Origin of the sequence: Paraburkholderia lebeckiae, assembly GCF_050436325.1 — a bacterium.
Lineage (GTDB): Bacteria > Pseudomonadota > Gammaproteobacteria > Burkholderiales > Burkholderiaceae > Paraburkholderia > Paraburkholderia tuberum.
On the sequence record NZ_JBNDLZ010000003.1, the window covers coordinates 1,543,276 to 1,558,298 of the forward strand.

Annotated in this window: 11 protein-coding genes; 5 read left to right on the plus strand and 6 right to left on the minus strand. The window is 65.2% G+C overall.

The genetic code is table 11. The features are described from left to right. Nucleotide 1: 1 nt before the first annotated feature. Both OKW44_RS24970 and OKW44_RS24975 read right to left on the minus strand, forming a co-directional pair. The gene (locus OKW44_RS24970; protein ID WP_026225600.1) at nucleotides 2-1,366 is read right to left on the minus strand and encodes a peptidylprolyl isomerase; all 1,365 of its coding nucleotides are present in this window, start codon (nucleotides 1,364-1,366) and stop codon (nucleotides 2-4) included. A gap of 65 nt (nucleotides 1,367-1,431) precedes the next feature. Then, nucleotides 1,432-3,804, minus strand: a complete 2,373-nt coding sequence (locus OKW44_RS24975) for an LPS-assembly protein LptD (RefSeq protein ID WP_026225599.1) — start codon at nucleotides 3,802-3,804, stop codon at nucleotides 1,432-1,434. A gap of 224 nt (nucleotides 3,805-4,028) precedes the next feature. Between OKW44_RS24975 and OKW44_RS24980 the strand changes: the two genes are divergently transcribed. Next, entirely contained in the window at nucleotides 4,029-5,108 is a 1,080-nt protein-coding gene (locus OKW44_RS24980; protein WP_018419416.1) for an aminoglycoside phosphotransferase family protein, read from the plus strand. Nucleotides 5,109-5,111: 3 nt separating this feature from the next. After that, nucleotides 5,112-5,825 (plus strand): N-acetylmuramate alpha-1-phosphate uridylyltransferase MurU, encoded by a 714-nt coding sequence (gene murU / locus OKW44_RS24985; protein ID WP_018419415.1) that lies wholly within the window; start codon nucleotides 5,112-5,114, stop codon nucleotides 5,823-5,825. 3 nt (nucleotides 5,826-5,828) lie between these two features. Here murU and OKW44_RS24990 read toward each other — a convergent pair whose 3' ends face one another. Then, nucleotides 5,829-7,727, minus strand: coding sequence for an ABCB family ABC transporter ATP-binding protein/permease (locus OKW44_RS24990; protein WP_018419414.1), 1,899 nt, complete (start codon nucleotides 7,725-7,727; stop codon nucleotides 5,829-5,831). Nucleotides 7,728-7,933: 206 nt separating this feature from the next. On the opposite strand from OKW44_RS24990, the gene OKW44_RS24995 reads away from it, so the two are divergent. Together OKW44_RS24995 and OKW44_RS25000 are read left to right on the plus strand one after the other, a co-directional pair. Further along, nucleotides 7,934-8,329: an acyl-CoA thioesterase gene (locus tag OKW44_RS24995; protein WP_018419413.1), complete on the plus strand. Its 396-nt coding sequence runs from the start codon at nucleotides 7,934-7,936 to the stop codon at nucleotides 8,327-8,329. Between the two features lie 122 nt (nucleotides 8,330-8,451). Next, complete coding sequence (locus OKW44_RS25000) at nucleotides 8,452-9,063, plus strand: glutathione S-transferase family protein (protein WP_018419412.1); 612 nt, start codon at nucleotides 8,452-8,454, stop codon at nucleotides 9,061-9,063. Between the two features lie 51 nt (nucleotides 9,064-9,114). On the opposite strand, the gene OKW44_RS25005 is transcribed toward OKW44_RS25000, so the two are convergent. Then, nucleotides 9,115-12,303, minus strand: coding sequence for a sensor domain-containing protein (locus OKW44_RS25005; RefSeq protein ID WP_018419411.1), 3,189 nt, complete (start codon nucleotides 12,301-12,303; stop codon nucleotides 9,115-9,117). A gap of 253 nt (nucleotides 12,304-12,556) precedes the next feature. Next, nucleotides 12,557-13,033, minus strand: a complete 477-nt coding sequence (locus OKW44_RS25010) for a nitrate reductase associated protein (protein ID WP_018419410.1) — start codon at nucleotides 13,031-13,033, stop codon at nucleotides 12,557-12,559. Nucleotides 13,034-13,191: 158 nt separating this feature from the next. Between OKW44_RS25010 and fdhD the strand changes: the two genes are divergently transcribed. Beyond that, the gene (gene fdhD / locus OKW44_RS25015) at nucleotides 13,192-14,076 is read left to right on the plus strand and encodes a formate dehydrogenase accessory sulfurtransferase FdhD (protein WP_018419409.1); all 885 of its coding nucleotides are present in this window, start codon (nucleotides 13,192-13,194) and stop codon (nucleotides 14,074-14,076) included. 67 nt (nucleotides 14,077-14,143) lie between these two features. On the opposite strand, the gene OKW44_RS25020 is transcribed toward fdhD, so the two are convergent. Next, on the minus strand, nucleotides 14,144-14,914 hold the full coding sequence (locus tag OKW44_RS25020; protein WP_026225598.1) for an enoyl-CoA hydratase: 771 nt from the start codon (nucleotides 14,912-14,914) through the stop codon (nucleotides 14,144-14,146). Nucleotides 14,915-15,023: the final 109 nt, after the last annotated feature.

Genomic DNA, 15,023 nt, shown 5'->3' on the forward strand with positions numbered 1-15,023 from the left:
GTTATTGCACGTTCGCCGTGGTCGGCTTCACTTCGACGTACGCGGTATCGCGCAGCTCGCGCAGCCAGTCGGCATATGCCTGTTCCGCCTTGCGCTGGCCGATGGCCTGACGCGCGAGATCCATCTGCTGCGCAATCGAGCCTTCCGCATCGCGGCGGCCGAGCACCTGAATCAGGTGGTAGCCGTATTCGCTGCGCACCGGGTCGCTGATCTGACCGTCCTGCAGCGAGTTCATTGCGCGCTCGAACTCGGGCACCGTCTCGCCCGGGCTGACCCAGCCGAGGTCACCGCCTTGCGACGCCGAGCCGTCCTGCGAGTAGGTGCGCGCGAACTTCGCGAAGTCGCCGCCGGCGGCGATCTGGTTGCGGATGTCGAGCAGCTTCTGGCGTGCCTGCGGTTCGGACAGACCGTCGCCGACGCGCAGCAGAATATGGCGCACGTGCGTCTGCACGAGCTTCGGCGCGTCCGCGCTGGTGCCCTGGCCGGCACGGCGCTCGACCAGACGCACGATCTCGAAGCCGTCGTTGGTGCGGATCAGATCCGGATTGATCTCACCCGGACGCAGTGCCGACGCAGCCTTCACGAACTCGGGCGGCAGCTTCGACGGCGCGAGGAAGCCGAGATCGCCGCCGTTCTTCGACGCGTCCGGCGCCTGCGAATTGGCTTTCGCGAGCTTTTCGAAATTCGCGCCGCCCTTCGCTTCGGCGAGCAAGCCCTCGGCCTTCTTCTGCGCCGCCTCGATGTCGGTCTCGGACGCGTTCAGCGGCGCCTTCACGAAAATGTGCTGGACGTGCAGGTCGTTCGTCTGGCCGGCGCCCGGGCCGCGCTGGCTGGCGATATAGTTCGCGACCTCGGCGTCCGTCACCGTGATCTTGCTGTCCACTTCCTTCTCGCGCAGACGCGACAGCGTCAGCTCCGTGCGCGCGTCGCTCGAGAAGGTGGTCCAGGGCACGCCTTGCGCCTCGATGCGCGCGCGGTACATGGCGAGCGACATGTTGTTCGCCTGCGCGAGACGCTCGAGCGTGCGCTGCACGGCTGCGTCGTCGATGGTGATGCCGTCTTCCTTGGCCTTCTGCAACTGGATGCGCTCGAGCACCATCTGCGTGAGCACCTGCTGGCGCAACTGGTCCGTCGGCGGCACCGGAGCGTTCTGCTGGTTCAGCCGGTGCGCGATCAGACCGACCCGCTCGTCGAGCTCGCGCTGCGTGATGACACCGTTGTTGACCACTGCGGCGATGGTGTCCACCGTCTGGCCGCTATTGCCGCCCAATGCCTGCGCCTGTACCGACGCGACTGGAACGAAGGACGCCGCGGCGACGAGACCCGCCGCGAGTATTGCCAAGCGAAGCTGTTTCATGATTGCCACAGATACTCCAATGATGTCGGGCGCTTCGCCCGTCTTTTCGCAAGCCGTGAATGACCGGGCGACCGTCATTCGTAGTTGGTGAACCGCGACTCCGGCGGTGGCGGTGGCGGCAACGGAGTGTAGCCGGCCACACTGCTGCGGAACGCGGTCATCAGCCCGTTGTCGACGCTCGACAAGCCCTTGAACGTCAACTGCGCCAGAAACCGTGTGCTCGACTGATTCTGTCCCGACGAGTTCAGGCCGTTCGCGTAGCGCTGGATGCCGGCGCCGAGCGTCCAGCAGTCCGCGTCGTATTGCAGGCCGACCAGGCCGTCGACGATACGGTGGCCACCGAGGTCGTAGTTGAACCGGCCGACACCGTACATCCGGTGCGACAGCGGCCATTGGCCCGAAATCAGCACCTGATTGATCGGCTGGTTGTCGAGCGTGGTGTTGGCGCGCGTGTAGCGGTACGCGACGTTGATGACCTTGCCGCTCTCCGGACTGAATCCGAAGCCGACACTCGTCTTCGTGAGTTGGTTATTGTCCGCATTATATTGGAACGCCGTTTCCGAAGCGAAACCGGCGCCCAGCTTGATCGATGCACCCGCGATCAGGTCCGAGTGCGTGGCCTGGGTACTGGTCTGGCTCGGCGTCAGCGTGACGCGCTGATCACGGAAGTAGTACTGCTGCGCGATCACGAAGCGCGCGCGTTCGTCGCCGGTGGCCGCGTTGATGAAGCGCGTGGTGAGACCGGCGGTCAGGCGGTTCGCGTCGGCGATCCGGTCGTTACCGACGAACGTATTCGGCGTGAAGATCTCCGCGAGACCGAAGTCGGATTCGGCGGTATCGAACAGCGGCGCGTTGTTCTGGTTGCGGTACGGCGTGTACACGTAGTACAGGCGCGGCTCCAGCGTCTGGATATAGTCCGCGCCGAAAATGCGCACCGAGCGCTCGAACGTCAGTCCCGTGTCGAACGTGAAGGTCGGAATCGACTCGGTGAAATTCTTCTGCGCCCCCGGCACGTTCGCCAGATCGGTGCCGATGTTGTTCAGGTTGTACGACGCAAAGTGCCACTGCACCTTCGGCGTGACGAAGTAGCCCGGCCCCACCACCGAATACGACAGGTACGGGTTGAACAGCACCCGCTGGCCTTCGGTCAGATCCCCGGTGGTGATGCGGAAGTTCGTGTAGTCGGCTTCGGCGCCGAAGTCGAAGCCGCCGATGTTGTACTTCGCGTACTTGACGTTCAACTGCGGCTCGCGGCCGTACGGCGCGACCGACGGCTCCAGCGTCTGCCAGTGCTGCTCGCGCGCCAGCACGGACCACGGTCCGTTGTTGTAGGTCAACCCGGCTTCCTGCTGATACAGGAGCTGGGTGCCGTTCATGAACTGGTTGACCGACGACGCCAGGTCTTCCGGATAGGTGTTGTCCGAAACCTTGTTGTAATAGATGTAGCCGCCGAAGCCGTTACCGAAATTCTGGTTGTGCTGGATGTACAGCGCGTAGCGGTTGGTCTTCGTCAGACGATCGTCGGGCAGAAATTCACCGGTGATCGACCCGGAATACGTTGGCGACAGATAGCGGAACGTGCTCTGCAACTGCACACCGCGCTTCGAGATCAGACGCGGCGTGACCGTCAGATCGCGATTCGGCGCGATGTTGAAGTAATACGGCACCGACAGCTCGAAACCGTTCGTCGAGCTCAGCGAGAACGTGGGCGGCAACAGGCCGCTGCGCCGATCGCCCGACAGCGGGAACGACAGCCACGGCGACGCGAACACCGGCACGCCCTGGAAGAACAGCACGCTGTTATAGGCGACGCCTTCGTCCGCGCCGGTGTCGAAATCGAACTCGCTGCCCTTGATGTACCAGGCCGGATTGTCCGTGCACGCGCACGCCGTGTAGGTGCCCTTCGTGAACACGGAGCGCTCGGCGTCGAGCAGGTCGACGCGCTGCGCGCTGCCCGAGCCGCCCGTCAGCGTGAAGTGGTACTTCGGCGCGGTCATGAAGCCTTCGGTCGAATCGACGCGCAGATGCGCTTCGGGTCCGATGAAGGTATTGCCGGTATTGATCACGTGGACATTGCCGTACGCATCGGCCATGTCCGTGTCCTGATCGTAGTGCAGCGCGTCGGCCTTGATCACGGACGTGTTGTGCCGCACTTCCGCCGAGCCCTTGGCGGCCAGATCCTGGTCGATCGTGCCGCTCGCGTGGTCGCCGAGCACGAAGGTGGCCGGCCGCTGGCCCGTCTGCAACGGATGATCCTCGAGCTGCGGCGCGAGCTGCATGCCCCACGGCGGATAGACCGCCTGCGGTTGCGCAGCTTCCCCCACCAGCTGGGCGTGCGCAAGCGCGGGCATCAGGCCCGGAACGGCGATCAGCGCCGCGACGAGCCGCCTTTTGCGCGGCACTACTGCACAGGAAGGAGTGGTATCGGAAAGCTGTCTGGGCGGCATGTATCGTTTGGCGAGTCGACCCGTGCGCAAGCTTTCGTCGTCACGATCCACCGCCTGCACACCGCGACCGTTAGAGTCGGCTGCACGTCTGGATTCCCAATTTGCCGAGTAATAAGGCGGGCGGTAAAACGGAGCACGCGAAAGCTGGCGTGTGAGTCGCGTCAAAAAAGTCGTGGGGTATTATATGGCAAGACGTTGTCCCCAAGAATTTGCCGCCGCTTTTCATGACGCTGCCTTCCACCCAAGATTTCACCGACACCCGTCTCTCCCTGCTCAAGGCCTGGCTGCAAGGCCACGCGGCGCGCCATGCGCTCGAGCCCGACACCCTCGTTCCGGCCTCGTCCGACGCCAGTTTCCGCCGTTATTTCCGGCTCGCCGGTAAGGCGGCGCAAGGCAACGGCGCGGCCACGCTGATCGCCGTCGACGCGCCGCCGCCCGAAAAATGCCGCGAATTCGCGCAGATCGCGCAATTGCTCGAGGCCGCCGGCGTGCACGTGCCGCGCGTGCTCGAGGCCGACTTCGACGCGGGCTTCATGCTCGTCACCGATCTCGGCACCGCGTCGTATCTGGGCGCGCTGACCGACGCGCAGGCCGCGGGCGACACGCGCGCGGCTCGCGCGCTGATGCGCGACGCGCTCGACGCGCTGATCCGCTGGCAACTCAGCTCGCGCGAAGACGTGCTGCCGCCGTTCGACGAAGCGTTCCTGCACCGCGAGATGGAGCTGATGCCCGAGTGGTTCATCGGCCGGCACCTTGGCCGCGAGTTCGATGCCGCCACGCGCGCGCAGCTCGATCGCACGTTCGCGCTGCTGATCGCGAGCGCGCGCGCGCAGCCGCAATGCTTCATGCTGCGCGATTTCATGCCGCGCAATCTGATGATCGCCTCGGCGCCCAACCCGGTGAACCCCGGCGTGCTCGACTTCCAGGACGCGGTGTACGGACCGATCACGTACGACGTCGTGTCGCTGCTGCGCGACGCGTTCCTCAGCTGGGACGAGGAGTTCGAGCTCGACTGCTTCGTGTACTACTGGGAGCGCGCCAAAAAAGCCGGCCTGCCGGTCGATGCCGATTTCGGCGAGTTCTACCGCCAGCTCGAATGGATGGGGCTGCAGCGGCACATCAAGGTGCTCGGCCTGTTCTGCCGCATCAACTACCGCGACGGCAAGGCGCATTACATGAACGACCTGCCGCGCTTCATCGGCTATGCACGCAAGGTGGCGGAGCGTTACGCGCCGCTGCGCGGGTTCGCAAAACTGCTCGACGACCTCGACGGCCGCGCGCAGGAAATCGGCTACACCTTCTGACCGATGACGATGTCCGTAAAGAAAGCGATGATTTTCGCCGCGGGCCGCGGCGAGCGCATGCGTCCGTTGACCGACGCGTGCCCGAAGCCCTTGCTCGAAGTGGGCGGCAAGCCGCTGATCGTATGGCAGATCGAACGGCTCGCGCGGGCCGGCATCCGTAGCATCGTGATCAATCATGCGTGGCTCGGCGCGCAGCTCGAAGCCGCGCTCGGCGACGGCTCGCGCTGGCAGGTCGAGCTGCGCTATTCGCCCGAGCACGAGGCGCTGGAGACCGCGGGCGGCATCGCGCAGGCGCTGCCGCTACTGACCGACGAGGGCGCGGATCAGGTGTTCGTCGCGGTGGCCGGCGACGTGTACACCGATTACGACTACGCCGCGCTGCACGCGCACGCCGGCGCGCTGAAGGCGCTGCCCGAGCCCGGCATGCATCTGGTGATGGTGCCGAACCCGCCGTTTCACCCGAACGGCGACTTTGGTCTCGTCGACGGCATGCTGTCGCTCGACGCGCAGCCGCGCCTCACTTTCGGCAGTTTCGGGCTGTACGACACGCGCATGTTCCGCGATCTGCCGCGTGGCACGCGGCGCGCGCTGAGCCCGTATTACCGCGGGACCATCGCGCGTGGGCTCGCGAGCGGCGAGCTGTACGAAGGGTTGTGGGAGAACATCGGCACCCAGGCGCAGCTGGAAGCGCTCGATCGGCTGCTGCGCGCGCGCTGAGCTTTACTTCGCCGGGCTCTCACCTGCCCCGACCGCTTCCGCTCTTTCCACCGCATCCGTGGTCTGCGCGGCGCGCTGCTGCAGCGCCCACATCTGCGCGAACAAACCGTTCGCGCGCAACAGCTCCGCGTGCGTGCCGCGCTCGACGATGCGCCCTTTGTCCATCACTATGATCTGCTGCGCGTGCACGACCGTCGACAGCCGGTGCGCGATGATCAGCGTCGTGCGTTCGCGCGCGATCAGGTCGAGCTCATGCTGGATCGCGCGCTCGGAGCGTGAATCGAGCGCGGACGTTGCTTCGTCGAACAGCAGGATCGGCGGATTCTTCAGGATGGTCCGCGCGATCGCGACGCGCTGCTTTTCGCCGCCGGACAGCTTGAGCCCGCGCTCGCCGACCGGCGTGTCGTAGCCCTTCGGCAGACTCTCGATGAACTCGTGAATATGCGCGGCGCGCGCCGCCGCGATCACTTCGTCGCGCGTCGCCGACGGCCGACCGTACGCGATGTTGTAGTAGATCGAGTCGTTGAACAGCACCGTGTCCTGCGGCACGATGCCGATCGACGCGCGCAGCGAATCCTGCGTGACGTCGCGAATATCCTGCCCGTCGATGCGGATCGCGCCGCCCGTCGCGCGGTCGAGATCGTAGAAGCGGAACAGCAGCCGCGCGAGCGTCGACTTGCCCGAGCCGCTGTGGCCGACCACCGCCGTCGTCGTGCCGGCCGCGATCGTGAAGCTCACGCCGTGCAGAATCTGCCGCGCGGGCTCATACGCAAAGCTCACGTCATCGAAGCGCACCTGCGCGCCGCTTACTTGCAAAGCCACCGCATTGGGCGCATCGGGCACTTCCTGCGGCGAGCCGAGCAGCGAGAACATGCGGTCCATGTCGGTCAGGCTCTGCTTGAGTTCGCGATAGACCACACCGAGAAAATTCAGCGGAATATACAGCTGCAGCATGAACGTATTGATCAGCACCAGGTCGCCGAGCGTCAGACGCCCGGCCATCACGCCCTGGGTCGCGCGCCACAGGATGAACACGAGCCCCGTGCCGATGATCGCCTGCTGCCCGAAGTTCAGCGCCGACAGCGAACGCTGCGACTTGATCGCCGCCGCGCGATAGCGCTTCAGGTTCTCGTCGTAGCGGCTCGCTTCCCACTCCTCGTTGCCGAAGTACTTGACGGTCTCGTAGTTGAGCAGCGAGTCGATCGCGCGCGAATTCGCCTTCGAATCGAGCTCGTTCATCGTGCGGCGAAAGTGCGTGCGCCACTCGGTGACCTTCACCGTGAACGCGATGTACACCGCGAGCGCGACGAACGTCACGATCGCGTAATAGGCCTCGTATTTGACGACGAAAAAGCCGAGCACGAGGCCGACTTCGACGAGCGTCGGCAGAATGCTGTACAGCGAATAGGAAATCAGCTGCGTGATGCCGCGCGTGCCGCGTTCGATATCGCGCGACATGCCGCCCGTCTGCCGCTCCAGATGAAAGCGCAGCGACAGCCCGTGCAGATGGCGGAACACCTTCAGCGCGAGTTGGCGCACCGCGCTTTCCGTCACTTTCGAAAACAGCATTTCGCGCAACTCGGTGAAGAGCGACGTCGATAGCCGCACCACCGCATACGCGACCACCAGCAAGCCGACGCCGCCGAGCAGCACGATGCCGGGCGCGTCCTGCGCGCGGCCGAGCGCCGTCAGATGTCGGACCGACGCGAGACTGTCGACGATGCGCTTCATCACGACCGGCACGCCGAGGTTCGCGACCTTCGCGCCGATCAGGCAGCTGAGCGCGAAGCCGACTCGCCATTTGTAGGTGGCAAGGTATGGCAGCAGCGACAAGATCGTTTGCCAGTCGTTGCGGGGTGCGGTAGAAATCGGCGAGGGTTCGGACGAAGGAGCGCGGCGCATAAATCGTGGGGAGAGTGTGGAGCTGCCGGAGTTCGCAGCGGCGCGCGGCTCGCGCGCTTCGCTGGGTGCTTTCCCGTACAATTCCTGATCTTTCTATTGTCGCAGAAGCCGACTGGCGGCGCTTTGCATGGCCTACTGTCGAACTGGCCCAGCCGTTCCGTCAATGCGCGTCAATACACTCGAATACGTTTCCCAAGGATGTCCCGATGACCGATCTTCTTCAACTTCCGTCCAAGCCGTGCGCGCTGCGCGTGATGCCGCAGCCATCGGATGCGAACATTCATGGCGACGTGTTCGGCGGCTGGATCATGGCGCAGGTCGACATCGCCGGCTCGATTCCGGCAAGCCGTCGCGCGAATGGGCGGGTCGCGACGATCGCGGTTAATTCTTTCCTGTTCAAGCAACCGGTGTTCGTCGGCGATCTGCTGAGCTTTTACGCGGATATCGTGAAGACCGGCAATACGTCGGTGACGGTGTCGGTCGAGGTCTACGCGCAGCGGATGAGCCTCTCGCAGGACGTCGTCAAGGTCACTGAAGCGATCCTCACCTACGTTGCCACCGACAGCGACCGCCGGCCGCGCGCGCTGCCCGCGCTGGACTGAGCCGGCGAGGATGCTTAAGCTAGCGATTCCACGCGCCACGCGCCGCGCCACCCGCTAGCCGTTCCAGCCGATCAGCGCACGAGGCCGGGGCGCCCCATAGTCGCTCTTCTAATGGAAACGAGATGAAACTGATCGGAATGCTCGACTCGCCCTACGTGCGGCGCGTCGCCATCTGCATGAAGCTGCTCGCGCTCGACTTCGAACATCAGTCGATTTCGGTATTCCGCACCTACGAGCAGTTCGCGAAGATCAATCCGGTCGTCAAGGCGCCGACGCTCGTCGCCGACAACGGCGCGATCCTGATGGACTCGACGGTGATCCTGCAGTATCTGGCAACGCTCGCCGGCCCCGCCCCGCTGTTCCCGACGCAAGCCGACGCGGCGTTGCGCGCCGCGCGTCTGACGGGTCTCGCGCTCGCCGCGTGCGAAAAGAGCGTGCAGATCGTCTACGAGCGCAATCTGCGGCCTCAGGAGAAGCAGCATGAACCGTGGGTCGAGCGCGTGCGCGCGCAACTGCTCGCCGCCTATGCCGAACTCGAACGCGAGTTGGGCGAAGGGCCGCTGCCCGACACGCAGCAGCAGTTCAGCGCGGCGGACGTGGCCGTCGCCGTAGCCTGGCAGTTCACGCACATGATGCTGCCGGAGGCGGTCAGCAAGGCCGATCATCCGCGGCTCAAGAAGTTTTCCGCGTTCGCGGAAAGCCTGCCGGTGTTCAAGGACACGCCGGCGGAGTGACCGGCGTTGGACGCGACGCGCGGCGACACCCGTCGCCGCATCTCGCTCCCCTCACACCGGCTCCAGCTCCGCCACCAGCCCGCCGTGCAGCAGTTCGGAAATCCCTTCCGTCGATAGCGGCTTCGCGAAATAGAAGCCCTGCATTTCGTCGCACGCGCGTTCCTTCAGGAAGTCGAGTTGCGCGGACGTTTCCACGCCCTCGGCGATCACCTGCAACTTCAGCGAATGGGCGAGCGCGATGATCGCCGACGTGATCGTCTCATCGTCGCCCGATACGCCGATATCCGACACGAACGAGCGGTCGATCTTCAAGCGGTCCACCGGGAAGCGCTTCAGATAGCTGAGGCTCGAATAGCCGGTGCCGAAGTCGTCGATCGCGAGGCCGATGCCGAGCGCGTGCAGTTCGTTGAGCATCGACACCGCTTCTTCCGCGTTGCGCATGATCGTGCTTTCGGTCAGCTCGAGTTCGAGGTACTTCGGTTCGAGTCCGGTCTCGTCGAGCACCTGCATCACGAGCTTCGCGATGTCACGCTGCTGGAACACCCGCGCCGACAGATTCACCGACACGCGCGCCGGCGGCAAGCCCTGATCCTGCCACGCCTTGTTCTGCCGACACGCCTCGCGCAGCACCCACTCCGACAGCGGCCCGATCAGCCCGCTTTCCTCGGCGAGCGGAATGAACGACGACGGCAGCACGAGCCCGACCTCGGGATCGTGCCAGCGCACCAGCGCCTCGATGCCGACGATCTGTCCGCTGCCGATATCGACCTGCGGCTGATAGTGCAGCAGGAACTCGTTGTCGCGCAGCGCGCGGCGCAGGCGTCGTTCGAGATTCAGGCGCGCGCCCGCGCTCGCGTTCATCTCCGGCTGATAGAACTGGAACGTGTTGCGCCCCATGTCCTTCGCGCGATACATCGCGACGTCGGCCTTCTTCATCAGCGTTTCGGCATCCTCGCCGTCCTGCGGGAACAGGCTTGCGCCCATGCTGCAGCCGACGTACAGCTCGGTGCCGTCGAGCCACACCGGCTCGGCGATCGACGCCCGCACGCGCTCCATCCACGTGATCAGCGATTGCTCGTCGACGGTGTCGGTCATCACGATCACGAACTCGTCGCCGCCGTGGCGCGCAACCGTGTCGCTAGTGCGCGAGCAGCGCGCGAGCCGTTCGGCGACTACGCCGAGCAGCCGGTCGCCGACGCTATGGCCGAGGCTGTCGTTGACGTTCTTGAAGCCGTCGAGATCGAGGAACACGACCGCGACGCCCGAATGATGCCGCTGCGCGACGACGAGCGCATGTTCGAGTCGGTCGCGCAGCAGGTTGCGGTTCGGCAGCCGCGTAAGGCCGTCGTAGTTGGCCTGGTATTCGAGCTGCTCCTGATAGCGGATTAGCTCGGTCACGTCGTTGACCACGCCGATATGATGCGTGATCACGCCTTCCGCGTTCGGTACCGGCGCGATGAACAGCTGATTCCAGAACAGCGCGCCGTCCTTGCGATAGTTGCGCACCACCGCGCTGACCTCGCGATTCGCCGCGAGCGCCTCGCGGATCAACGCGACGCCTTCCTGGTCACGGTCGTCGCGTTGCAGCACGCGGCAGTCTTGGCCGATCACCTCGGCGGGATCGTAGCCGGTGATGCGCATGAACGCCGGATTCACGTATTCGATCAGATTGCCCGACGGCGACGGCGCGGTGATCAGGATCGCGTTGACGCTCGCGTCGAGCGCCCGGCTTTGCAGACGCAGCGCGAGATCGGCGCGCTTGCGCTCTGTGATGTCGGTGTACGAGCCGAGCACGCCGATCACCTGACCGTCGCCGTCGGTGAACGGCAGCTTGCTCGTGACCGTCGTGCGATGCACGCCGTCGATCACGAAGTCGACCTCGAAGTTCATCTTGGGCACGCCGGTATTCACGACTTCGCGATCGTGCTGGGTCAACAGGTCGGCGAACGCGCGCCACGCCAGGTCGGCGTCGCTCTTGCCGACCACCTGTTCGGGATACGCGAGCCCTGCGTCGCGCGCGAATGCCATGTTGCAGCCGAGATAGCGCGAGTTCAGGTCCTTCCAGAAGATGCGCTGCGGAATGTTGTCGATCACCGCTTCGAGCATCTGATTCGAGCGTTGCGCTTCGGCTTCGGCGTTGATCTGGTCGGTCACGTCGTCCGCCAGCACGAACGAGGCGTCGCGGCCCATGAAGTTCAGTGCGTGATAGGACACGTTGACGCTGAGGATCGAGCCGTCCTTGCGCCGATGCCGCCAGATGCCCGCCATCGTGTGGCTCTGGCGGAGGTCGGCGCTACGCTGCAGGTGCGTCTCCAGGCGGCCGATTTCCGAGTTCGGGCGGATCGCGCGGATCGTCATGCCCAGAAACTCCTCTTCCGTGTAGCCGTATTGCTGGATCGCGGCCTTGTTGACGGCGAGAAAGCACAGCGTGTCGCGATCGAAGATGTACATCGGCACGGTGTGATCGTCGAACAGGCTGCGAAAACGCTCGTCGTTGCGCACCAGCGCGCGGGCGCTGCGCAGTTTTTCGCGCGCGCTGTTCTCGCGCACGCCGAACGTGAGGAACAGCAGCACGCTGCCGGTGAGCATCGTCACGAGCAGCACGAACGTCGCGCGCTCGCTGTCGCTCGCCGATGCCGCGAGCCAGCTCTGCAACGAGCGGTTTTCCTCGCCGCGCAACGTGGCGAGCGCGGCTTCGACACGCTCTAGCGCGGGGGCAAGATGCGAGTTCGACGGCGCAGGGTCGAGGGATGCCTCGAATGGCGCGTCGAGGGGGGCCGCCCCTGGTGCTTCGGTCGATGCCGCGTGCGCCGCGCCCGACGCCGCACTTGCCGCTCCTGGCAGGTCACTCGCATGGTTGCGCAGCGTGTCCTCGAGATCGTGCTGCAACGCGTGCCGCGCCGCGCTCAGGCTGGCGAGCGCCCCCGACATGTACGGCTCGCTCGCGAGCTCGTCGCGCAGTGATTGCTCGCGGCTCGCGAGTGTGTTCGTCATCGAAGCGGCCGCGTCGGGCGGCACCGGCTTGCCCGATTCTTTCAGGCGGTGCAGAGCGGCGAATGCGTGATCGAGCGCGGCGTGATACGCATCAAGGTTCTGGCGCACGCTGGTCGAGCGCGCGAGGCGCGCATCGGCGTCGCGCTGCCCGCGAATCTGCGTGTACGCGACGAACGCATTTGCACCGACCGCGACGACCACGACCGCAATATTGATCAGCAGTCGCTTCGATAGAAAAGGATTCATGGGTTCCGAACGTCAATCGTTCCGAGGGCGGGAGAGCGCGCTCGCTGCCGGTGCGTCGGGCCGCATCGATGCAAGTCTTTTACGCGCCAACCTTTGGTTATCGGCAGCGATCGGAAGCGGGTTGAGGGTCGGCGTGAAAAAAATCTGATGATTTGGGGGAAGGCTGCGAGTTGGTGGGGGCGCCTGGCTGGGAGCGGCTAGCCGGCCGCACCTAGCCGGCCGCACCTAGCCGGCCGCACCTAGCCGGCCGCGCCTAGCCGGCCGCTCCAAATTCCTTCATTGCCGGGACGAAATCGTGGCTCGCCTCGGGCTTGCGCGACAGCTTCGCGAGCACATAGCGTTTGAAAGGATCGAGCTCGGCCCAGCGCGCGACGCTCGGCGCGGCGAGACCGGCCAGCCCCGCCTGATGCGCGACACCGTCGGGCACGCTGTCGGTTTGACGCCAGGCCGGCGACTCCTCCGGCGTAAACCACTCCGGTTCGACGTTCGCGTGCGTGCGCAGCATCTCGAACAGCGCGTGATCGAAATTCGGTTCGATCTGCGTGTCTTCTTCGACCGGGAAACGCGCGAGCAGCTTGCGATCTTCGAGCGGCAGTTGCTGCCACTGCGCGAGCGTGATGCGCAGCCCGAAACGGTCGAGATTGAAGCGCACCGACATCGGGATATAAGTGAAATTCTCCGAAGACGCGACTTCGAAGTCGAACAGAAGCGGTGCTTCGTTGAGTCCCATGTCAGTGCTCCTTGTCGGTGACGGACAGCGTGCGGGCGTCGCTTGAGGTATTTTAGAACCTTATTCGCGCGACGGCGCCCAGCGCGGCGGCCGCCGCGAAGCATACGGCGAGGCCGGCGCACCCTTTGACGCGCGGCATGATACAGGAGTAAAGCAGCTTGAACGGACAGGAAAACGATCGCGCAACCGTGGGGGCGAAGGCCCAGCCCCACGCCCGGGACAGCGACGAACAACCCGGCGTAGTGCAACTCGAAGTGCGCCGCCATCGTGGCGCGGCGGTTGAAACCGCCACCGATCACGTCGGCCAGGAGTGGCCCGTCGCGCTCGTGTTCAACGGCATCTCGCACGCGGTGATGATGTGCACGCCGCGCGATCTCGAAGCGTTCGCGGTCGGCTTCGCGATTTCGGAGGGGATCGTCGAGCGCGGCAGCGACATTCAGGACATCGAGGTCGAACTGCACGAGGACGGCGAGCTGCCGCATGCCGAGGTGCAATTGCAGGTCGTGCAGCAGGCATTCGCCGGTTTGAAGGAAAAGCGCCGCGCGCTCGCCGGGCGCACCGGGTGCGGCGTGTGCGGCATCGAAAGCATCGATCTGCTGGATCTGAAACCGCAGCGTGTACCCGACACTGGCTTCTTGCAGCGGCTCGCGCCTGATGCGATCGCACGCGCCGCGCGCGCGCTGCCCGAGCACCAGGCGCTCACTCGTTTGACGGGCGGACTGCACGCGGCCGCGTGGTGCGACGCGCAAGGCGCGATCCACCATGCGTTCGAGGACGTCGGCCGCCACAACGCGCTCGACAAGCTGATCGGCCAGCTCGTGCTCGATCGCGCCGATACGCGTGACGGTTTCGTGTTTCTGTCGAGCCGCGCGAGCTACGAGCTGGTGCGCAAGGCCGCGCGCATCGACGTGCCGATGGTCGCGACGATCTCGGCGCCGTCGTCGCTCGCGATTGCGATCGCGCGTGAGGCGGGCGTGCGGCTCGTGAGCTTCTGCCGCGAAGGCAGCTACGTCGATTACGACACGTGGCACCAGCAAGTTTGAGCGATTGACGCGGCGCAGCGACGATTCACGGCTAACCCACACGAAGCCCGCCTGCGTCGCACACCCCTCAGTCGAACCGCCGAAAATCCGGCTTGCGCTTCTCGAAGAACGCCTTGAACGCCTCGCGCGCTTCGGGCGCAAGCAGCATCTTGCCGAAGTGCACGGCTTCCTCGGTCATCTGGGTCTGCAGTTCCTGCTGGCTCGCGCGCTTCATCAGGCTCTTCGTCACGCGCAACGACGACGCCGGCAGCGTCGCCAGCTTCGCGGCCTGCGACGCCGCGAACGCGTCGACTTCGCCCGCCGGCAGCACGCGATTCACGAAGCCCATGCGGTGCGCTTCGGCCGCGTCGAACGCCTCGCCGAGCAGCAGTTTTTCCGCCGCCGCCTGATAGCCGGCCACGCGCTGCAGCAACAGGCTCGACGCTGCTTCCGGGCACAGCCCGAGCTGCGTGAACGGCAGCGAAAAGCTCGCGGTGTCGGCCGCGTAGACCAGATCGCAATGCAGCAGCAGCGTCGTGCCGATGCCGACCGCCGGCCCCGCGACCGCCGCCACCACCGGTTTTTCCGCAGAACCCAGCGTGCGCAGGAACTGGAACACCGGCGAGGTTTCGCCAACCGGCGGCGACTTCATGAAGTCCTCGAGATCGTTGCCCGCGCTGAACATGCCCGCGCTGCCGCGAATCAGGATCGCGCGCACCGACGCGTCGCCCTGCGCTTCTATGAGCGCGTCGGCCATCGTCTGATACATCGCGGCCGTGATCGCGTTTTTCCTGGCGGGCCGGTTGAAGCTGATGGTCAGCACCGCGTCGGCGCGCTCGACCAGAATATCCGTCGTCATCCCGTTCATCTCCTTGTGCTCCTGCTGAATGTAAAAACGGTTCGCAAGCCGGGCGGCCTGCGAACCGTTGCGCGGTCCCTGGTGGATCACAGAGGGATCCCCGTTCGAT